We start from the raw sequence: 19,201 nt of genomic DNA on the forward strand, positions 1-19,201 counted from the left end.
CTTACTGAATCGTAGCCATGAGTTGCTGACAAGCTTTCTCGAAGTCACTGTCTTCATGGATTTGTTGTTTTAAAAAACGGATCAGCTCCGGATATTTATCAACGGCACGATCAATTTCTGGGTTCGTCCCTTTTTTGTAGGCGCCGATATTGATTAAGTCTTCCGAATCAAGATACGTCGATAACAGCTGTCGAAATGCGACGGCAGCTGTCTTTTGTTCAGCAGTCGTGATTTGATTCATGACACGACTGATGGATCGTAAGACATGAATCGCCGGAAACTGTCCTTTGTTCGCAAGGTTACGATCAAGAACGAAATGACCATCTAAGATCCCTCGTACAGCGTCTGCAATCGGTTCATTCATGTCGTCTCCATCGACGAGCACCGTATAAAAAGCCGTAATCGAGCCATCTTGCGTTTTCCCGCTACGTTCGAGTAACTGAGGAAGAAGAGCAAAAACGCTTGGTGTATACCCTTTTGACGCAGGCGGTTCACCTGTCGCAAGACCAATTTCTCGTTGTGCCATCGCAAAACGTGTGACAGAGTCCATCATCAAGACCACATTCTTACCTTGATCCCGAAAATGTTCAGCGATGGCTGTTGCCGTATAGGCGCCTTTTAAACGAACAAGTGGCGGTTGATCACTTGTCGCTACGACCAAGATGGAGCGTTTCATTCCTTCTTCACCGAGTTCTGCCTCCACGAATTCCTTGACTTCGCGTCCCCGTTCACCAATCAAGGCAATGACGTTGATGTCTGCTGTCGATCGTTTTGCAATCATACCGAGTAATGTCGACTTCCCGACTCCTGATCCTGCAAACAAACCAACGCGTTGCCCTTGACCGACTGTTAATAGCCCATCGATGGCACGGATGCCCGTCGAGAGAACATCACTGATACGAGGTCGCTCCAATGGACTAGGTGGTTTACGAACAATTGATGTCGTACGTAAATTTTCTAATGACTCCCCGTCCAGTGGTCTCCCTAGACCATCGAGCACCTTACCGATCAGTTCATCCCCTACAGGGACGTGGAGTGGTTTTCCTGTCGCAAGAACAATCGAGCCTGGAGCAATCGATGTCGTTTCACCATACGGCATGAGTAGGACGTGACCTTCTCTAAAACCAACGACTTCCGCTTCAATCGTCTGCCGTTGTTGAATTTGGATCAAACAACGCTCGCCGATTGCGACAGCCGTTGGTCCACGTGATTCAATCATCAATCCAATCACTTGTACGACCTTTCCGGAATGCTGAACGAGTTCTTCCGGACGAATTTCTCGAACTGCGGCTTGAATCGCATTTACGTTAAACATGATGTAAAACCTCTTTGATTTTGGTTTGTAGGGCTTCAAAGCCACTTGTCAAACCACCTGTGATTGCTCCATTCTCCGAGTCGATCCGATAATCGCGTGCTTTAAGCGCTGGATCAAATCGTAATTGAATCGTCGCATTAGCACCTAGAACACCTTGGAGCTGCTCTTCAAGCAGAACGACCCGTTCAAAATCCGCTGGTGAAGCGTAGATAATGATCTTTTCACGATCTCGGAACTGAATGATCAACTGATGTAATAATTGGTATAATGCCTCTTCTTCTTCATCATGTAACTGCTCTAGAAACTGATGCGTCACCTGGAGTCCAAGCACACATAATTCATGTTCCAATCGCATCAATCGCTCTTGATTTTGCTCTTCGATTCGTGCAGTAAACGTATTTGTCGTTGCGATTTGCTCTTCGAACGTTGCTTGTCCTTCCGCACGTCCTGTTTCAAATCCAGCCTGGTGTCCTTCTTCATATCCTCGTTGACGTGCTTCCTCTAATGCCTGAAGACGTTCTTGTTCAAACTCACGCTGACGCTGTTCAAACTCTAGAACCATCACCTGGCGAAGACGTTCTAGTTCAGCGTGACCTTCTGCCATCCGCTCTTCATAGAACGTATCTGGAACGATTATCGATTCTTCCTGAGCATTTCGGACTTGAACGAGTGTTCGTTCCTGTCGTTCAATCACAGCTTGTCTTTTGATGACGTTAGACAACAATATCATCTCCTCCACCACGAGCCACGACGATCTCACCCATGTCTTCTAAGCGGCGGATGATTCCGACGATTCGACTTTGTGCTTCTTCGACGTCTCGGAGACGAACAGGACCCATGAATTCCATATCCTCTTTGAACGATTCGACCATCCGTTGTGACATGTTGCGGTAGACCATATCCTTGACGTCGTCTGACGATACTTTGAGTGCCAACAGTAGATCTTCGTTCGATACTTCGCGAATGATGCGCTGAATCGCCCGTGCATCGAGCGTGACGATATCTTCGAAGACGAACATCCGTTTTTTGATCTCTTCTGCGAGTTCTGGATCCTGAATCTCGAGCGTATCGAGAATCGTTCGTTCCGTTGTCCGGTCGACCCCGTTCAATACTTGAACGACCGCCTCGATACCGCCAGACTGCGCAAAATCTTGCATGCCTGCTTGTGACAAATTCCGTTCGAGAATTTGCTCTACTTCGCTAATGATCTCCGGGTTCATTCTGTCCATCGTCGCAATCCGCCGTGCTACATCGGATTGTGCTTCTGCCGGTAGCTCCGAGAGAATCTGTCCTGATTTGGCAGGATCAAGATGGGCAAGAACAAGCGCGATTGTTTGCGGATGTTCATTTTGAATGAAGTTCAATAGCTGTTTTGGGTCTGCCTTTCGTGCAAACTCAAACGGTCGGACTTGTAACGTCGATGTCAGGCGATAGATGAGTTCCATCGCCTTTTCTTCACCAAGCGCCTTCTCAAGAACCGATTTAGCAAACCCAATTCCACCTTGAGTGATGTAGTTTTGCGCCATCGCTAGTTCATGAAACTCATCGAGAACGACTAACTTATCTTCTGGATCGACTCGTTTCATACTTGAGATTTGAAGGGTCAACCATTCCATCTCTTCTTCCGATAAATGTTTATATACACTGGCAGCGACTTCAGGACCTAACGAAATCATGAGAATCGCAGCCTTTTCCCGACTGTTCATTTCTAGCTTCTTCATCTCATCAATCCTCCGCTAACCAAGTACGTAATAATTTCGCAAACTCATCCGGATTGGATTCAGCGAGTTTTTCAAGCTGTTTGCGTTTGACTGCACCATCGCTCGTATCTTCTGTTGATAATTCCGGAATTTCCGTCTCAATCGGTGTCCATTCCTCAAGTTCTTCGATTTCATTCGCTCTCCGTCGACGCATGAGGAGGATGACTGCTCCAATGACGAGGATTGCCGCTCCACCAAGGGCGAACCAAACCCACATCGGTGTTGCCGTCGTCGTTTTCGTCGCTGCCGTCGTTTCCGCGAATGGTCGAGACATGACAACGACCTTATTGGCAAGTTCTGCATCCGTCAGCGTTGCTTTCGCATCTGTCTTCGTTAATGACGTCCGGATGATCGAGTACATCATCGTCTGTAAGTCCGTTTGTAGTTGTGGATCGATTTGATTCTGACCTTTTGGTGGCTCGACGATGATTTGAATTCCTAAATCACGAATCTCGTAAGGAGCTCCTGTGATTTGTTTTGTGATTCGATTGACTTCATAGTTGATGATATCGTGTGTTTTCTCACTCGTATCACCCGTCGTTCCAGTACCCGCCGGGAAATTCGTCGTCTCATTTTGCCCCGTACCTGCTGTACCAGCATTTGCAGAGCCTGTGTACGCTTCTGCTACTTTTTCAGCAGACGTGACGATCCCTTCGATTTTATCGGGATCTACTGGCTCAACAAGCTTTTGTTCTTCCTGACGTTTCGTGACATCGACATCTGCCGTAACGGATACGAGTGCTTTTTGTGGACCGAGAACGACAGATAGCATCTGCTGAATCTGCTTGCGTAAATCGTTTTCCGTCGTTTTCTTCAGCGCCATCGGATCGGTTCCACTTGCCGTTTGCGTAGCAGATCCTGGCTCGTAATACGTAAAATACTGATCCATGATCGTAATGTTTTCTTCTTTAAGGTTCGGAATACTCTTTGCAATCAAATGATACAACCCTTGAACCGTCTGATTGTTAAGATTACTACCCGCGCTAGAAGTCAAGACGACAGAAACCGTTGAAGATTCCTTTTCATCAGATAGAAAAACACTCTTCTCCGGGAGAGTGATCATGACTTTTGCTGACTCGATCCCATTAACTTGTGTGATCAAGTTTTCAAGTTCCGTCTGCATCGTATCGCGTTCGAGAATGTTCATCTCTTTATCCGTCGTTCCGAATCCAGCGTTTTCACTGAAGAAGGAATAGTCGATTTGACCGGATTTTGGTATACCAGCCGTCGCTAATTCGACTTTTAAGTTTTCAACGTTTGCTTCTGGAACAAGTATCGTCACGCCATTTGCTTCAGTGACGACTTCTGATGCGATTCCATCTTCATTTAGCTTTTCCGTCACTTGCCCCGCCTCTTGAGGGGATAACTTCGAATAAAGAGGCGTCATTGTTGGTTTAGATAACCAGATGATCGCAACAATCAACGCCGCTAAAACGACGACGATGATTCCTAAAATCGTCGCCTTCTTCGCAAGTGACCATTCTTTCCATGTCGTATTCATAGCTCCTAATCGAGCTTTTAAACGTTCGTTCATTCAACATCTCCCACGCTTTCCTTAACAGTCACAGTTGCATACGCATCATTTCTTGGTATGCTTCGATGCCTTTGTTACGGACTTCAAGGGCGAGTTGCATAGAAAGCGATGCCTCTTCTGTTTTAATCATGATGTTATGTAGATCCGTCGTCTTTCCTGTCGCGAGATCGACGCGCGCTTGAGATGAGGCATGTTGCGTTGCATTCAGTCCGTTCATCGCTTCGCTGAGCACCTCACTAAAATCACTTGGTGTCGTCTTAGCGACTGTCTGCGTGGGTAGTACCATCTGCATGTTTTGAATTGGTTGAATTGCCATCTCGTCATCTCCTCTACTTATTTACCAATCTCCATCGCTTTGACGAGCATCGCTTTTGTCGCGTTCAAAGCCGTTACGTTCGCTTCGTAAGAGCGTGTCGCGCCCATCATGTCGACCATTTCTTTTAAGATATCGACATTAGGCATCTTGACGTACCCGAGTTCATCCGCATCTGGATGCGTCGGATTATATTCTAATTTGAATGGTTCAGGATCCTTCTTCAATTCACTGACCGTGACACCATTGGCGGTCTCTTTCAACACAGCGAGTTTTCTCGCATACGGTTGCCACTGTCCATTGACGAGCTCACCTCTTGTCGTTTGAGCATTCGCGATGTTTGCCGAGACTGTATCGAGCCGCAAACGCTGGGCAGTTAACCCGGATGCAGACGTATGAAATCCGTTGAACATACTCATTGATTACTTTCCTCCTCGGATAACAGACTGAATGCCAGAGAATTTGCGATTCAACTGTTCGACCAACGCCTCGTACTCAATTTGATTGCGTGATAATTCAGACATCTCAAGATCGATATCGACACCATTTCCATCGTTACGCATCGTATTTGGTCGATCGACGATGCTACCAGAAGTTCCGATTGTTGCATGTCGCTTTAAACTCATTTTCATCTCTGAATCGAGCACATCTCCAAACGTGACACGCTTTGCCTTATACCCAGGCGTATCGACATTCGAGATGTTCTTAGCGATGACTTCCTGTGCCATAACCGTTCGATTGACAGCTTGTGTCATTACGTTATAGTCAGACCCTAACCAATTCATCTTCTTTCCTCCACTCATGGAAACTATATTTAAATTCACGACAAAAAGTAAGTCGTTAGTAACATATCTGAAATAATTGAAACAAATAGGTCAATGTTTGAAAAGAAGTTTTTTGAAAAATAGGGTAATGAGATGTTAATATTCTGTTTTTTATTCCCTTTTCTTATAAAAATGATAAATAATACCTAGTCAAACAAAAAAGACCTAGTGCTTAACTAGGTCTTCTCTCTATAAGCAGCAATTCCATTTTTAGTTCGATTTAATTCGTTCTAATTCATATAGGAAATTATCGTTTAAGATTTTGATGTATGTTCCCTTCATCCCGAGCGAACGTGACTCGATGACTCCTGCACTTTCGAGCTTACGAAGCGCATTGACGATGACGGAACGAGTAATACCGACACGATCCGCAATCTTTGAAGCGACGAGTAACCCTTCATTTCCTTCAAGCTCTTCGAAGATATGCTCAATCGCTTCGAGTTCCGAATAAGACAGTGAATTGATCGCCATCTGAACGACAGCTTTCTTCCGTGCTTTATCTTCCGCCTCATGAGCCTTTTCACGAAGGATCTCCATCCCGACGACTGTCGCACCATACTCTGCCAGCACGAGGTCTTCTTCGTTGAAGTCTTCAACCATACGACCGAGGACAAGCGTACCAAGGCGTTCTCCACCACCGATGATTGGTACGATCGTCGTTTTCGACGTTTCGAACGTGTCACGGTTATCGACCGGGAATGCCGTATGTTCGCTATCGATGGCAATGTTTGCCGTCGTTTCCGTGACGTTAAATAATTTTTTCGTGTAATCTTCCGGGAATTGACGTTCTTCTAAGAAACCACGGACCCGGTCATTTTCGATTTGTTGCTTGATTGCGATACCCAGTAACTTACCGCGCCGACTTACGATGAATGTGTTTGATTCCATGACTTCACTGAGACGGTCAGCCATGACCTTGAAATCAACATGTGTGCTCGCTTCCTGTTGTAACATCGTATTCAGCTTCCGCGTTTTCGCCAATAAATTCATTTTTTCTTCCTCCACTTTATAAGATGAACTGACTTAAGTCACGATCATCTGCTACTTTTCCAACTCGATCCGTCACGTATTGTGGCGTGATCGTCACATCCGTTTCCGGCATATCTGCTGCTTCGAAAGATAATTCCTCGAGCACGCGCTCCATGATCGTATACAAGCGCCGCGCTCCGATATTATCCGTCTCATCGTTCACTTGTGCAGCAATCCGTGCGATTTCACGAATGGCTTCTTCTGTAAAGGTGACATGAACATGCTCTGCACCTAATAATGCTTTATATTGTTTGAGTAATGCTTGATTCGGTTCAGTCAAAATTTTGACAAAGTCATCTTCTGTCAAACTATCGAGTTCGACACGGATCGGAAAACGACCTTGGAGTTCAGGAATCAGATCAGATGGTTTCGCCATATGGAACGCACCTGCAGCAATGAACAAGATATGATCCGTCTTGACTGGACCATATTTCGTAACGATCGTTGATCCTTCAACGATCGGTAAGATGTCCCGCTGAACACCCTCTCGTGAAACACCTGCTGAATCATGTCCTTTTGTCGCAATCTTATCGATCTCATCGACGAAGATGATCCCCATTTGTTCTGCGCGACGGACCGCTTCGTCATGGACTTCGTTCAAGTCAAGCAACCGTTCCGCTTCTTCAGCTGTCAAGATCGGTCGCGCTTCTTTGACTGTGAGTTGACGCTTCTTCGTTTTCTTCGGCATGACTTGTCCGAGCATATCCTGAAGATTCGCAAGCCCCTCCATACCTTGTTGCCCAGAGAATAAATCCACTTGACGTTCTTCGACATCGACCTCAATCATTCGATCCTCGAGTTGCCCCGTCAGTAATTGCTGACGAAGTAACGAACGGTCGGCTGTCGCTTCCGATGTATCCGGCTCTTGTTGCTTTTGGTTCCCGCCGAACAACATCTCAAATGGATTCGTTCCACCACCGAGACCAGATGACGCTTTTTTCCCAGACAACGCATCAACGATTCGTTCATTCGCCACTGCTTCCGCTCGATCCTTGAGCGCTTCTTTTTTCTCATCTTTGACAAGACGCAGAGACGCTTCCACGAGATCCCGCACCATTGACTCCACATCACGACCGACGTACCCTACTTCCGTGAACTTCGTTGCTTCAATCTTGACGAACGGCGCCCGAACGAGTTTCGCGAGGCGTCGCGCAATTTCCGTCTTTCCGACACCGGTAGGTCCGATCATCAGAATGTTCTTCGGTGTGACTTCGTCCCGCATCGATGCATCGAGTAACTGTCGACGATAACGATTTCGTAAAGCAATCGCCACCGCACGTTTAGCATCTGCTTGTCCGATGACATGTTCATTCAACTTCTCGACGATTTGTCTTGGCGTCAATTCATGCATGGTCATTGCCTCCGATCGTTTCTAGGATGATTTGATCGTTCGTAAAGACACAGAGTTCACCAGCCGTCTCAAGAGCTGCGCGGGCGATTTCCTCTGCCGTGAGATGACTTGCGTGTCGAGCTAACGCGCGACCTGCTGCAAGCGCATAATTACCACCTGAACCGATTGCGAGAATGCCATCATCCGGTTCAATGACTTCCCCGTTTCCGGATACAAGTAAGAGATGTGTTCCATCCATGACGAGTAAGAGTGCTTCTAGTTGACGCAGCATCTTATCGCCTCGCCATTCCTTCGCTAGCTCAACTGCTGCCCGTTGTAAGTTCCCGTTATACATTTCAAGCTTCGCTTCGAATTTTTCAAAGAGTGTAAACGCGTCCGCGACACTTCCAGCAAATCCGGCAATGACTTTTCCACCATAGAGGCGCCGTACTTTTTTCGCACTTTTCTTCATGATGACTTGGTTTCCGAAAGTCACCTGTCCGTCTCCGCTCATCGCGGATTGTCCGTTATGTTGAATCGCAAAAATCGTCGTTGCATGAAACATCAATGTTTCCTCCCTTAGGCACGAGGATGTGCTTGTTGATAAACATGTCGTAATCGTTCCGTCGTTACGTGTGTGTACTGACCGGTCGTCGACAGCGATGCGTGTCCAAGTAACTCTTGGACTGCTCGCAAATCGGCGCCTCTTTCCAGTAAATCTGTCGCGAAACTATGACGAAGCGCATGTGGTGTCACATGTTTCCCAACAAGTTGTTCCCCTTTTTTCATGATTTTCCGAATCGCATCCGTCGTCAATCGACGCCCAGAATGAGACAAGAATAACGCTTGCTCATGACCTGCGACTGGATCTCGTGATGGTAAGTACAGTTCTAATGCATCTTTAGCAAAGGTTCCTATTGGTGCGATGCGTTCCTTCCCACCTTTTCCATACACATGGACGTAGGAGTGATCAGTCGCGAGATCACGAAGATCCAGTTGAACGACCTCGCTGACCCGCATACCCGTCGCATATAAAAGTTCTACTAACGCCACATTCCGGTTGCCAAGCGTATCACTCGATCGAAAGGCATCGAGGAAACGTTCATATTCCGTTGGGACGAGGAATGTCGGAAGTCCTTGTTGTCGTTTTGGTGCTTTTAATCCATCGAATGGATTGGGCTCATCGGTGTCACGTGTCAAAAAACGACCAAATTGTTTGAGGCAGGAAACTTTTTGTGCAATCGTCGCCCGCGCCAGCTCCTGATCGTAAAGAGCATACAAATAACGCCGTGCACTTGCCAATTCAATCGATCGTAACTGATGATCGCGGCAAAAAGCGGCGTATTGTCGAAGTGTTTGATCATAAGAGCGACCAGTATTCGGAGATAATTGACGTTCAATATGAACATACCGCATGAAATCTTCTAGCAGTCGCTCAAAAGCAGTGTCTATCCCCATGAATGCGCCCCCTTCTGACCATTTCATTCTCGAATCGCCCTTAGCATAGCACAGACCAAGTAGTCTGACAATAGACCAAAAACCGAAAAATTAACGAAATTATCGCGCTTTTATGACAAATTAAGAAATGGGGAGAAAGAGCGCTGAATCACGCCTTTCTCCCCATCAAAAATCACATATCCGTGAAATCTTTGATTGCTTCAAGTGCTCGCTCTGCGTAGAGCGCATACTTCTCAGGTTTTTTCATCCGAACCGGATGACCAACGAGTGCTGGTACCAATCCGAAGTTGGCATTCATTGGCTGGAAGTTCTTCCCTTCCGTCGTCGTGATATAGTGCGACATCGCACCCATCATCGTTTCCTGCGGGAACGTAACCGGTTCCGCCTCATTGACGAGACGTGCCGCGTTAATTCCTGCCGTTAAGCCGGACGCTGCTGACTCGACGTACCCTTCGACACCTGTCATTTGACCAGCAAAGAACAAGTCGTCACGTGTACGTGTCTGATACGTTGGCTTTAACAAATTCGGTGAGTTGACGAACGTGTTACGGTGCATGACACCATAACGGACGATTTCTGCATTCTCAAGACCAGGAATCAAGCGAATGATCCGCTTTTGTTCGCCCCATTTCAAATGTGTCTGGAAGCCGACGAGGTTGAACAATGTTCCAGCTGAGTTATCTTGACGCAATTGAACGACAGCATATGGTCGTTTGCCTGTCTTCGGATCTTCAAGTCCGACTGGCTTCATTGGTCCGAACAAGAGTGTTTTCGGTCCGCGAGAAGCGAGAACTTCAAATGGCATACAGCCCTCGAAGTAAATCTCTTTTTCAAATTCCTTCAGTGGAACAACTTCCGCATTGATCAGCTCATCATAGAAGAGCTGGAATTCTTCTTCCGTCATTGGACAATTCAAGTAGGCAGCTTCGCCTTTATCATATCGTGATTTCAGATAAACCTTCTCACGATCGATTGTGTCTCCATCGAGAATCGGTGCCGCTGCATCGAAGAAGTATAGATAATCTTCACCTGTGAATTGTTTAAGTGATTCCGATAATGCCGCACTCGTCAACGGACCCGTCGCGACGATCGTCGGACCATCTGGAATCGCTTCGATTTCTTCATGATGGACTGTAACGTTCGGATGGTTTTTCAACGTTTCCGTCACATATCCTGCGAAGTCGTGCCGATCGACAGCAAGTGCTCCACCTGCTGGAACGCTCGCTAAGTCTGCTGCTTTCATGATCAAGGAATCGAGCTGACGCATCTCTTCCTTTAAAACACCGACTGCGTTCGTTAACTGGTTCGCTCGAAGTGAGTTCGAACAGACGAGTTCAGCGAATTGGTCTGTATGGTGCGCGGGTGTCTGCTTGACAGGCCGCATTTCATATAAGTCTACTTGTACGCCGCGTTTTGCAAGTTGCCATGCTGCTTCAGAACCTGCAAGTCCCGCGCCGATTACCGTTACACGTTTCAACGGTCATTCCTCCTCTTGCTCCTGATCGATGCGTGTTTCATGATGTCCACAAGATGTACATTCTACTTTCACACCGTTCTTGATTTTCTTTTGTACCATCATACTGCTACATACCGGACATGGTTCTTCGACCGGTTTATCCCATGAGACGAACTCACATTCTGGATAGTTCGAACAACCGTAGAACAAACGTCCTTTTTTACTACGACGTTCGACGATGTCGCCCGTTCCACATGTCGGACACTTCACACCGATCTCGACTTGGATCGGTTTTGTATTACGACACTCTGGGAAGTTCGAGCACGCCATGAACTTCCCATAACGTCCCATCTTGATGACCATCGGATGACCACAGACTTCACAATCTTCTCCAGCCGGTTCATCTTTGATTTCAATCTTCTCGATTTCTGCTTCTGCTCGTGTCAGACGCTTTGCAAAGGACTTATAGATTGGATCGACGACTTCCGTCCACTGCATGTCACCTTTTTCGATCGCATCGAGTAAAGCTTCCATGTCTGCCGTGAACTGGACAGTGATGAACTCTTGGAAATAGTCGCTGATCATATCGATGACGAGTTCACCAAGTTCCGTTGGTAAGAATTTCTTCTCTTCAAGCGTCACGTAACCCCGTTTTTGAATCGTATCGAGTGTCGGCGCATACGTCGACGGACGACCGATGCCGAGCTCTTCCATCGCCCGGACGAGACGTGCTTCCGTATAGCGTGGCGGTGGTTGTGTGAAGTGTTGTTTCGGTTCGATTGCTGATTGTTTCAACTCTTCCCCTTCAGCGAGTGGAGGAAGTAGTCCTTCCTTGACGTCTGAAACCGCCTCATCGTCCGTATCTTCGATGTAGACCTTCATGAAGCCCGGGAATTTAACGGTCGACCCGTTCGCACGGAACGTGACGTCGTTCGAGACGAGATCGATTTTGACAGTATCGAGAATCGCTGGCGCCATCTGGCTTGCGACGAACCGTTCCCAAATTAGTTTATATAAGCGGAACTGATCACGCGATAAATACGATTTGACGAGTTGTGGCTCGCGCATCGTCGAAGTCGGACGAACCGCTTCGTGTGCATCTTGTGAGTTCGCTGATTTCTTTTCTTTACGTTTCTCGCTTGCGATGTATTCTTTTCCATACGCCTGCTCAATGAACCCGTGTGCTTCGAGGTTCGCCGAATCTGACGTCCGTGTCGAATCGGTACGCATATACGTGATCAAACCGACTGTACCTTCTTTTCCAATTTCGATTCCTTCGTATAGCTGTTGTGCGATCATCATCGTCTTCTTCGCTCGGAAGTTCAGCTTACGTGCTGCTTCCTGTTGCAAAGAACTCGTCGTAAACGGTAACGCCGGATTCCGTTTCCGCTCTTTTTTCGTGACGGAATCAACTGTAAAGTCTTCTGAGAGTTGATTCAAGATTTGATCGACTTCTTCTTGCGAATGAAGTTCACGCTTCTTGCCATCGACTCCGTAGAAGTTCGCTTCGAGCTTTTCACCGTTTGCATCGAGTTCGAGTTTGATCGTCCAGTATTCTTCAGGCATGAACGCATTGATTTCTTGTTCACGATCGATGATCATCTTGACGGCAACGGATTGAACGCGTCCCGCAGATAACCCTTTTTTAATCTTCTTCCATAATAACGGACTCATGCTGTAACCAACAAGGCGGTCCAAGATACGACGGGCTTGCTGCGCATCGACAAGATCATAGTTGAGCTTGCGTGGTCGCTTGAACGAATCCTTGATGGCATCTTTCGTGATTTCATTGAAGACGACGCGGCACTCCGTTGATTCATCAACGCCTAATGCTTTAGCTAAATGCCATGCGATCGCTTCCCCTTCACGGTCGGGGTCGGCTGCGAGATAGATTTTTTGTGCTTTTTTCGCAGCTGTCTTGAGTTCTTTTAAGACCGGACCTTTACCACGAATCGTGATATATTTCGGTTCATAGTCATGTTCGACGTCGACTCCCATTTGGCTTTTCGGCAAGTCAATGACGTGCCCCATCGACGCTTTCACGGTATAGTTGGATCCGAGATAACGTTTAATGGTTTTTGCCTTAGCGGGTGACTCGACGATTACTAGATATTTTGCCATTGCAATCGCTCCCTATTAGAGGCGTACTCGTATTTTAATCTCACTTATCATAGTAGTCTCGATTCCCATTTGTCAACGTTCAGCCGAATACTTTTTGAAACTTCTTCCGGATCAAGGAGAGGAATCGCTCCTTCTGCAATCAATTGATTCGTTCCGGTAAAGAACGATTCCGTGGGGCAACCCGGCAAACAATAGACATCTTTTCCTTGGTCAAGCGCATGACTGGCAGTATTCATCGTACCGCTTCGTTTCGCCGCTTCGACGATGATCAATGATGAAGATAATCCAGCAATGATCCGGTTCCGTTCTAGAAATTGAAATTTTTGAATAGGAGTTCCGGGTGGATATTCAGAGAGAAGAAGACCGTTCGAGAGGATGCGTTCAAAAAGAGAAGCATGGGAAGTAGGATATAGACGATCAAGTCCTCCTGCGAGAACCGCAATCGTTGTCTGCTGATGTTTTAAGGACAAGCGATGGACGAGGGCATCGATACCATAGGCACCTCCGGAAACGGTGGCGAGATCTGGATGAAAGAAGGGTTGCAAGAAACGCATGCGGGAAAGATGGTGCGGTGAGGGGGTTCGACTACCGATGATACTGACGCGTGGAAGTGTTAGGCGGGACGGATCACCGCGGTAAAAGAGGGCATAGACCGGTTGAGGGATCGTCAGTAACACAGTCGGAAACAGTGGATCTCCTTTGACTAGAATCGACTCTTCGATCCAATCAAGCTGTAATGCTTGTTCATACCGTTTTCGAAGACGCGTCGAAACGGGTAATTCATGACTTGGAACGATTCCAAATTGCTCAATCAATCGGACGATCGTGTAGGGTACCTGACACATGGCGAAGCGGACATACAGTTCACGTTTCATGAGATCAGCGCTCCTTATTTAAGCTTCTTATTTATATAGAAGAAAGCCGTCCTGATTTGATCAGGACAGCTTCTTTTTTTGATTTATTTGACTGTGCTGTTCGTCACGCACTCGTCATAGATCCCTGCTTCTTTGATGACACGGATTAACGTCTCACCAATGACAGCTGGTGTTTCTGCCACTTCGATTCCGTTTGCACGGAGTGTCTTGATTTTTTCAGCAGCTGTTCCTTTACCGCCAGAGATGATCGCACCTGCGTGACCCATCCGTTTGCCGGCAGGAGCTGTTTGACCACCAATGAAACCAATGACCGGTTTCGTCATGTTTGCTTTGACCCACTCAGCCGCTTCTTCTTCAGCTGTTCCACCGATTTCCCCTAACATGATGACGGCTTTTGTTTCTGGATCTTCGTTGAATGCTTTGAGCGTATCAATGAAGTCCGTTCCATTGACCGGGTCGCCCCCGATACCAACAGCTGTCGATTGACCGATACCAGCAGTCGTCAATTGATGGACAGCTTCATATGTCAAAGTCCCAGAACGTGAGACGATACCGACATGACCTGGTGTATGGATATATCCTGGCATGATACCAAGTTTCGCGACACCTGGAGTGATGACGCCCGGGCAGTTCGGTCCGATGAGACGAACTGGTTTGCCTTCGAGGTAACGTTTTACTTTGACCATATCAAGAACTGGAATACCTTCCGTGATACAGATGATCAGCGCGATGTTCGCATCTGCTGCTTCCATGATTGCATCCGCTGCGAATGCTGGTGGAACGTAGATGATCGATGCGTTCGCTCCCGTTTTTTCGACCGCTTGTGCGACCGTATCAAAGACAGGAACACCACCGAGTACTTCCGTACCGCCTTTTCCTGGTGTGACACCGCCTACGAGGTTTGTGCCGTAGTCGATCATCTGTTCACCGTGGAACATCCCTTGGTTACCAGTAATCCCTTGAATAATGACTTTCGTCGATTCGTTCACCCAAATACTCATCTTTAGCTCCCCCTTACTTCACGAGCGCAGCGATTTTTTCTGCGCCGTCTGCCATTGATGTAGCTGCTGTAATCGCTAGACCTGAATCTTTGAGAATTTGTTTCCCTGCATCAACGTTCGTCCCTTCAAGACGAACGACGAGTGGCAATTCGAGACCGACTTCTTTTGTCGCCGCAACGATACCTTCTGCGATGACGTCACATTTCATGATTCCACCGAAGATGTTGACGAAAATCCCTTTGACGTTCTCATCCGACAAGATCAGTTTAAAGGCTTCTGTAACTTTCTCTTTTGTCGCACCACCACCGACATCGAGGAAGTTCGCAGGATCACCACTGAAGTGTTTGATGATATCCATCGTTGCCATGGCAAGACCAGCACCATTGACGAGGCAACCGATGTTTCCATCGAGCGCGATGTAGTTCAAATCACTCTTTGATGCTTCGACTTCGCGTGGATCTTCTTCTGTTTCATCACGTAACGCCACGATGTCCGCATGACGATACAATGCATTTGAGTCGAAGTTCAACTTCGCATCGAGTGCGAGGACTTCGCCATCTTTCGTCGTAACGAGTGGGTTGATTTCTGCGATCGAACAATCCTTGTCGACGAAGAAGTTGTAGAGTTTCGTGACCATACCGACGAACTTGTTGACGAGCTTCACAGGAACACCCATTGCGAACGCAAGTTTACGCGCTTGGAATCCTTGAAGACCAACTGCAGGATCGACGACTTCCTTGATGATTTTTTCTGGTGTCGCTTCCGCCACCTCTTCGATGTCCATACCACCTTCGCTTGATCCCATGATGACGACACGGCCTGTCACACGATCAAGTACGATTCCAAGATAGTATTCTTTGTCAATCGCACACCCTTCTTCGACGAGAAGACGTTGAACGACTTTTCCTTCTGGACCTGTTTGGTGCGTGACGAGCGTTTTGCCGAGTAACTCCGTCGCATATTCCTTCACTTCTTCTTGCGATTTCGCAAGCTTGACGCCACCTGCTTTACCGCGTCCCCCCGCGTGAATTTGAGCTTTGACGACTTTAATCGGACCTGACAATTGTTCTGATGCATCGACCGCCTCTTCGACGGTGAAGGCTGCGATTCCGTTTGGTACGGGTACACCGTACGAACGAAGTAATTCTTTTGCCTGATACTCATGTACATTCATGAAAAAATCCCCCTTAACCCCTTTAGTTTCGGCTCTTTCATTGTAGTTAAAATTGGAAGCGCTGTCTATCGTTATCGACCGAAAGCTTTATTTTTTCAGAATTTCATCTTGATCGAGACGATATAAAAAGGCGAATAACTCAGCGATGACACCGTATAATTCTTCTGGAATCTGTTCTGATACTTGAACAGCATCTAGTAGCGTCATCAACGTTTCGTCCTGCCGGATCGGAATATCATGTTTTAATGCCTCTTCTAAAATCCGTTCTGCGATGTGTTCCGATCCCTTAGCAACGACCTTTGGGGCATACATCTGTTCTTCGTATGATAGAGCTATTGCTTTTTCATATATGAAGATCCACCCTTCCGTTACGCGTTGAGATATCATGCGGTACGCGCTCTTTCGTCTGTTCGACCCAATCGAATCGCATCAATGCATAGCCTTGTTTCTCAAGACGAGTCTGGATTTGCGGTGTGTAGGCTTGCATGAACGTATCGACGTGCGCATTTGGATGAAATACAGAAATCGAGACGTTTCGGTCTGCGATCAAGACGTCAACAGCGACCTCACCGAGCGTCGGTAAGTGAAGATACAAGACGACGCGAGCATGATTCGGATCAAACGTCCGTTCGAACGGCGCTTCCATCATGAGATCAACATCTTCGAACGGTCCAAACTGGGGTAATTGAAATAAATAAACTCCTTTACCGGCTTCGTTCGTTGCTTGAACGAGTTGTTGTGCTAAAATTTGATCGCTTGTCTTTCGATCAAGCGTTCGACCTGTCTCGTCACCCTTTGCCAATTGAACGAGTTCCGTAAGAGCGTGCTTTAACTGCTTCGCTTCTCCTTCCGTCACTGGTTGACCGATTTGCCTCAGTAGTTCTCGTGTTTCTGCAGTCGGTACAGTCTGACGTTGTAAAAAGGAGTCAAGTAGCTGCGGTAAAGCCGACTTTTGCGGAACAGACTCGGTCGAGATGATTTTTAAGACCGGTTGCCCCTCTGCTGAAACGACTTGAAAGCGATACATGTTGCCTTCTTTTAGTTCAGCCGTCGTTCCTGCCGTCAAGACGCGTTGACCGACTTGGAGTTCCATCAATCCGTCCGGCAACAGCTTTAATACTTTACCGACGATGTTTGCGCCTTCCCGTAACGGTAGGTTCGCATGATCGATGATTTTAAATGGAAGTAAGGCGCGATGTTCGATTTGCATGCTCGATTCCTCCTAAAGACGTTCTTTGACAGGACGGAATGTTTTCCGGTGAATCGGTGTGACGCCCAGTGTATCGAGCGCTTGTAAATGTATCGGTGTTCCGTAACCTGCATGTGTTTCAAATCCATATCCCGGATACTCGATCGCATATTGTTCCATCATCGCATCTCGTGTCTCTTTCGCAACGACACTTGCAGCAGCAATGGAGACACTCCGCGCATCTCCTTTGATTAAAGAGAGTTGTGGTGTATCGTCGTCGAGTGTCATCGCATCGACAAGTAAGGCATCCGGTCGTAATTGGTGTACTGCGTCTTGCATCGCCCGTTTCGACGCCTGATAGATATTGATTTCGTCGATTTCAGCCGGTTCGATGATGCCGATCGCAATCTCAGCAACTTCTTGCAGATGCTTAAGTGCCGCTTGCCGCTGTACTTTACTCATCTGTTTGGAATCCGTTAGTCCTGGATGATAAAAACCGTCTGGTAAGATGACAGCTGCTGCGACGACAGGACCAGCTAGTGGACCTCGTCCGACTTCGTCCACTCCCGCAATTCGAACGTACCCTTGCTGACGATACTCGTCTTCAAATGCGAGTCGCTCCTTGAAATCGATCCGTTGCTGCTCTTCGAGTGCAAATCGTCGTTCTGTCTGACGAAACAGCGTATGCACCCCTTTTCGCGTATCTGAAGCCAGTTCCTGCTTCAATTGAATAAATTCTTCTAGTGTCGCTTTTTGCAATCGTTCTTTTACTTCTGCTATCTTCATACATCCTGCTCCTTTGAAAAAAACTTGGACATCAAAGGATGTCCAAGTCCGTTATGCATGCGTTTCCCATTCTTCGACTGTTTCAAGCGTCACCCGACCGAGCTTTTCCGTTCGTAGTTCATGCAGGAGCATTTCGCTCGTCCGCTCGAAATCGACATAGCCACCTGAGACGAAACCACGTTTTTTACCGATTGCTTCGAGTACATCAACCGCTTCTCCCGATACTTCGTCGAGACGATAGCGCTCACGCAACTGCTCCGGATACCGTGTCTTTAGCTCACGAAGGGCAAATAGCGCGATATCGTCGATGTTTAAGATATCATCCTTGATCGCTCCTGTCGCTGCTAAACGATACCCGACGACTTGATCGTCGAACTTCGGCCAGAGGATACCTGGTGTATCAAGTAATTCCATCTCACCTGTCTTCATCTTGATCCACTGCTGGCGTTTCGTCACACCTGGACGGTCACCGGTGATGGCAATATTTCGGCCAGCAAGTCGATTGATGAGCGTCGATTTCCCGACGTTCGGAATGCCGATGATCAAGGCACGGATTGCACTCGGGTTCCGCCCCTTCTCCCGCATCCGTGCATGTTTTTCTTTCATTAGTCGTAAAGCGCCCTCATGGATTTGATTCAATCCTTTATTGTGCTTCGCATCAACCGCGACGACATCAACACCATCTGCTCGTAATGCCTGCATCCATTGCTCCGTCACTCGTTTGTCCGCCATATCCGCCTTGTTGAGGACGATCAATCGTGGCTTACCTGCTGTGATCTGCTCGACCATCGGATTACGGCTCGACATCGGAAGACGTGCATCGACGAGTTCGATCACCACATCGATCAACTTTAATTTTTCTGTGACTTCCCGACGTGCTTTGGCCATGTGACCGGGGAACCATTGAATCGTCATATCCTTCACCTCGTTCATATATTCCTGGACTTCTTACTAATCATACGATACATGAAAAAACATCCACTCCTTAGTATACGCAACTTCAGACAAGAAAAGAAGATGAGCTGCTTACTTTTCA

20 protein-coding genes are annotated in these 19,201 nt (G+C 47.3%); all 20 read right to left on the bottom strand.

The genetic code is table 11. The features are described 5' to 3' along the window. Position 1: 1 nt before the first annotated feature. The 20 genes from fliI to ylqF all read right to left on the bottom strand — a co-directional run bounded on the left by fliI (position 2) and on the right by ylqF (position 19,080). Entirely contained in the window at positions 2 to 1,315 is a 1,314-nt protein-coding gene (gene fliI, locus AC3B4V_RS05175) for a flagellar protein export ATPase FliI (RefSeq protein WP_029342073.1), read from the bottom strand. After that, positions 1,308 to 2,045 carry a FliH/SctL family protein gene (locus AC3B4V_RS05180; protein ID WP_488377936.1) on the bottom strand — a complete coding sequence of 246 codons (738 nt, stop codon included), beginning with the start codon at positions 2,043 to 2,045 and terminating at the stop codon, positions 1,308 to 1,310. The genes fliI and AC3B4V_RS05180 overlap by 8 nt, the downstream gene beginning before the upstream one ends. Next, positions 2,029 to 3,036, bottom strand: coding sequence for a flagellar motor switch protein FliG (gene fliG, locus AC3B4V_RS05185; protein ID WP_050677479.1), 1,008 nt, complete (start codon positions 3,034 to 3,036; stop codon positions 2,029 to 2,031). The genes AC3B4V_RS05180 and fliG overlap by 17 nt, the downstream gene beginning before the upstream one ends. A gap of 4 nt (positions 3,037 to 3,040) precedes the next feature. After that, positions 3,041 to 4,609: a flagellar basal-body MS-ring/collar protein FliF gene (gene fliF / locus AC3B4V_RS05190; RefSeq protein ID WP_488377937.1), complete on the bottom strand. Its 1,569-nt coding sequence runs from the start codon at positions 4,607 to 4,609 to the stop codon at positions 3,041 to 3,043. A gap of 28 nt (positions 4,610 to 4,637) precedes the next feature. Beyond that, positions 4,638 to 4,925 carry a flagellar hook-basal body complex protein FliE gene (fliE, locus tag AC3B4V_RS05195; protein ID WP_029342077.1) on the bottom strand — a complete coding sequence of 96 codons (288 nt, stop codon included), beginning with the start codon at positions 4,923 to 4,925 and terminating at the stop codon, positions 4,638 to 4,640. A gap of 17 nt (positions 4,926 to 4,942) precedes the next feature. Beyond that, the gene (gene flgC, locus AC3B4V_RS05200; protein WP_029342078.1) at positions 4,943 to 5,341 is read right to left on the bottom strand and encodes a flagellar basal body rod protein FlgC; all 399 of its coding nucleotides are present in this window, start codon (positions 5,339 to 5,341) and stop codon (positions 4,943 to 4,945) included. A 3-nt stretch (positions 5,342 to 5,344) separates the two neighbouring features. Further along, positions 5,345 to 5,707, bottom strand: a complete 363-nt coding sequence (gene flgB / locus AC3B4V_RS05205) for a flagellar basal body rod protein FlgB (protein ID WP_029342079.1) — start codon at positions 5,705 to 5,707, stop codon at positions 5,345 to 5,347. Between the two features lie 249 nt (positions 5,708 to 5,956). Then, positions 5,957 to 6,736, bottom strand: a complete 780-nt coding sequence (gene codY, locus AC3B4V_RS05210; protein WP_023468725.1) for a GTP-sensing pleiotropic transcriptional regulator CodY — start codon at positions 6,734 to 6,736, stop codon at positions 5,957 to 5,959. A 16-nt stretch (positions 6,737 to 6,752) separates the two neighbouring features. After that, positions 6,753 to 8,126, bottom strand: a complete 1,374-nt coding sequence (gene hslU, locus AC3B4V_RS05215; RefSeq protein ID WP_035406964.1) for an ATP-dependent protease ATPase subunit HslU — start codon at positions 8,124 to 8,126, stop codon at positions 6,753 to 6,755. Then, positions 8,119 to 8,670: an ATP-dependent protease subunit HslV gene (gene hslV, locus AC3B4V_RS05220; protein WP_023468727.1), complete on the bottom strand. Its 552-nt coding sequence runs from the start codon at positions 8,668 to 8,670 to the stop codon at positions 8,119 to 8,121. Before hslV ends, hslU begins: the two co-directional genes overlap by 8 nt. A 14-nt stretch (positions 8,671 to 8,684) precedes the next feature. Further along, entirely contained in the window at positions 8,685 to 9,563 is an 879-nt protein-coding gene (locus tag AC3B4V_RS05225; RefSeq protein ID WP_023468728.1) for a tyrosine recombinase XerC, read from the bottom strand. A 172-nt stretch (positions 9,564 to 9,735) separates the two neighbouring features. Further along, positions 9,736 to 11,040, bottom strand: coding sequence for an FADH(2)-oxidizing methylenetetrahydrofolate--tRNA-(uracil(54)-C(5))-methyltransferase TrmFO (gene trmFO, locus AC3B4V_RS05230; RefSeq protein WP_023468729.1), 1,305 nt, complete (start codon positions 11,038 to 11,040; stop codon positions 9,736 to 9,738). A 3-nt stretch (positions 11,041 to 11,043) separates the two neighbouring features. Beyond that, positions 11,044 to 13,140: a type I DNA topoisomerase gene (gene topA, locus AC3B4V_RS05235; RefSeq protein ID WP_064299647.1), complete on the bottom strand. Its 2,097-nt coding sequence runs from the start codon at positions 13,138 to 13,140 to the stop codon at positions 11,044 to 11,046. A gap of 47 nt (positions 13,141 to 13,187) precedes the next feature. Next, positions 13,188 to 14,015, bottom strand: a complete 828-nt coding sequence (gene dprA / locus AC3B4V_RS05240; protein ID WP_058264803.1) for a DNA-processing protein DprA — start codon at positions 14,013 to 14,015, stop codon at positions 13,188 to 13,190. Positions 14,016 to 14,098: 83 nt separating this feature from the next. Beyond that, positions 14,099 to 15,016: a succinate--CoA ligase subunit alpha gene (sucD, locus tag AC3B4V_RS05245; RefSeq protein WP_023468731.1), complete on the bottom strand. Its 918-nt coding sequence runs from the start codon at positions 15,014 to 15,016 to the stop codon at positions 14,099 to 14,101. Positions 15,017 to 15,029: 13 nt separating this feature from the next. After that, positions 15,030 to 16,190, bottom strand: coding sequence for an ADP-forming succinate--CoA ligase subunit beta (gene sucC / locus AC3B4V_RS05250; protein ID WP_023468732.1), 1,161 nt, complete (start codon positions 16,188 to 16,190; stop codon positions 15,030 to 15,032). An 87-nt stretch (positions 16,191 to 16,277) separates the two neighbouring features. Beyond that, on the bottom strand, positions 16,278 to 16,577 hold the full coding sequence (locus tag AC3B4V_RS05255; RefSeq protein WP_488377938.1) for an EscU/YscU/HrcU family type III secretion system export apparatus switch protein: 300 nt from the start codon (positions 16,575 to 16,577) through the stop codon (positions 16,278 to 16,280). Next, positions 16,534 to 17,400 carry a flagellar hook-length control protein FliK gene (locus AC3B4V_RS05260; RefSeq protein ID WP_488377939.1) on the bottom strand — a complete coding sequence of 289 codons (867 nt, stop codon included), beginning with the start codon at positions 17,398 to 17,400 and terminating at the stop codon, positions 16,534 to 16,536. Before AC3B4V_RS05260 ends, AC3B4V_RS05255 begins: the two co-directional genes overlap by 44 nt. Positions 17,401 to 17,412: 12 nt before the next feature. Then, entirely contained in the window at positions 17,413 to 18,165 is a 753-nt protein-coding gene (gene rnhB / locus AC3B4V_RS05265; RefSeq protein ID WP_488377940.1) for a ribonuclease HII, read from the bottom strand. Positions 18,166 to 18,216: 51 nt separating this feature from the next. After that, complete coding sequence (ylqF, locus tag AC3B4V_RS05270) at positions 18,217 to 19,080, bottom strand: ribosome biogenesis GTPase YlqF (protein ID WP_035396901.1); 864 nt, start codon at positions 19,078 to 19,080, stop codon at positions 18,217 to 18,219. Positions 19,081 to 19,201: the final 121 nt, after the last annotated feature.

It is taken from the genome of Exiguobacterium sp. E17S (genome assembly GCF_057772545.1).

Excerpts from the sequence above, each read along its gene's own strand:
- dprA (WP_058264803.1), bottom strand. The coding sequence starts at position 14,015 with ATGAAACGTGAACTGTATGTCCGCTTCGCCATGTGTCAGGTACCCTAC.
- fliE (WP_029342077.1), bottom strand. The coding sequence starts at position 4,925 with ATGGCAATTCAACCAATTCAAAACATGCAGATGGTACTACCCACGCAG.
- rnhB (WP_488377940.1), bottom strand. The coding sequence starts at position 18,165 with ATGAAGATAGCAGAAGTAAAAGAACGATTGCAAAAAGCGACACTAGAA.
- flgC (WP_029342078.1), bottom strand. The coding sequence starts at position 5,341 with ATGAGTATGTTCAACGGATTTCATACGTCTGCATCCGGGTTAACTGCC.
- topA (WP_064299647.1), bottom strand. The coding sequence starts at position 13,140 with ATGGCAAAATATCTAGTAATCGTCGAGTCACCCGCTAAGGCAAAAACC.
- fliF (WP_488377937.1), bottom strand. The coding sequence starts at position 4,609 with ATGAACGAACGTTTAAAAGCTCGATTAGGAGCTATGAATACGACATGG.
- sucD (WP_023468731.1), bottom strand. The coding sequence starts at position 15,016 with ATGAGTATTTGGGTGAACGAATCGACGAAAGTCATTATTCAAGGGATT.
- hslU (WP_035406964.1), bottom strand. The coding sequence starts at position 8,126 with ATGCATGAATTGACGCCAAGACAAATCGTCGAGAAGTTGAATGAACAT.
- AC3B4V_RS05180 (WP_488377936.1), bottom strand. The coding sequence starts at position 2,045 with ATGATATTGTTGTCTAACGTCATCAAAAGACAAGCTGTGATTGAACGA.
- sucC (WP_023468732.1), bottom strand. The coding sequence starts at position 16,190 with ATGAATGTACATGAGTATCAGGCAAAAGAATTACTTCGTTCGTACGGT.
- AC3B4V_RS05255 (WP_488377938.1), bottom strand. The coding sequence starts at position 16,577 with ATGATATCTCAACGCGTAACGGAAGGGTGGATCTTCATATATGAAAAA.
- hslV (WP_023468727.1), bottom strand. The coding sequence starts at position 8,670 with ATGTTTCATGCAACGACGATTTTTGCGATTCAACATAACGGACAATCC.
- ylqF (WP_035396901.1), bottom strand. The coding sequence starts at position 19,080 with ATGACGATTCAATGGTTCCCCGGTCACATGGCCAAAGCACGTCGGGAA.
- AC3B4V_RS05225 (WP_023468728.1), bottom strand. The coding sequence starts at position 9,563 with ATGGGGATAGACACTGCTTTTGAGCGACTGCTAGAAGATTTCATGCGG.
- flgB (WP_029342079.1), bottom strand. The coding sequence starts at position 5,707 with ATGAATTGGTTAGGGTCTGACTATAACGTAATGACACAAGCTGTCAAT.
- fliI (WP_029342073.1), bottom strand. The coding sequence starts at position 1,315 with ATGTTTAACGTAAATGCGATTCAAGCCGCAGTTCGAGAAATTCGTCCG.
- fliG (WP_050677479.1), bottom strand. The coding sequence starts at position 3,036 with ATGAAGAAGCTAGAAATGAACAGTCGGGAAAAGGCTGCGATTCTCATG.
- codY (WP_023468725.1), bottom strand. The coding sequence starts at position 6,736 with ATGAATTTATTGGCGAAAACGCGGAAGCTGAATACGATGTTACAACAG.
- AC3B4V_RS05260 (WP_488377939.1), bottom strand. The coding sequence starts at position 17,400 with ATGCAAATCGAACATCGCGCCTTACTTCCATTTAAAATCATCGATCAT.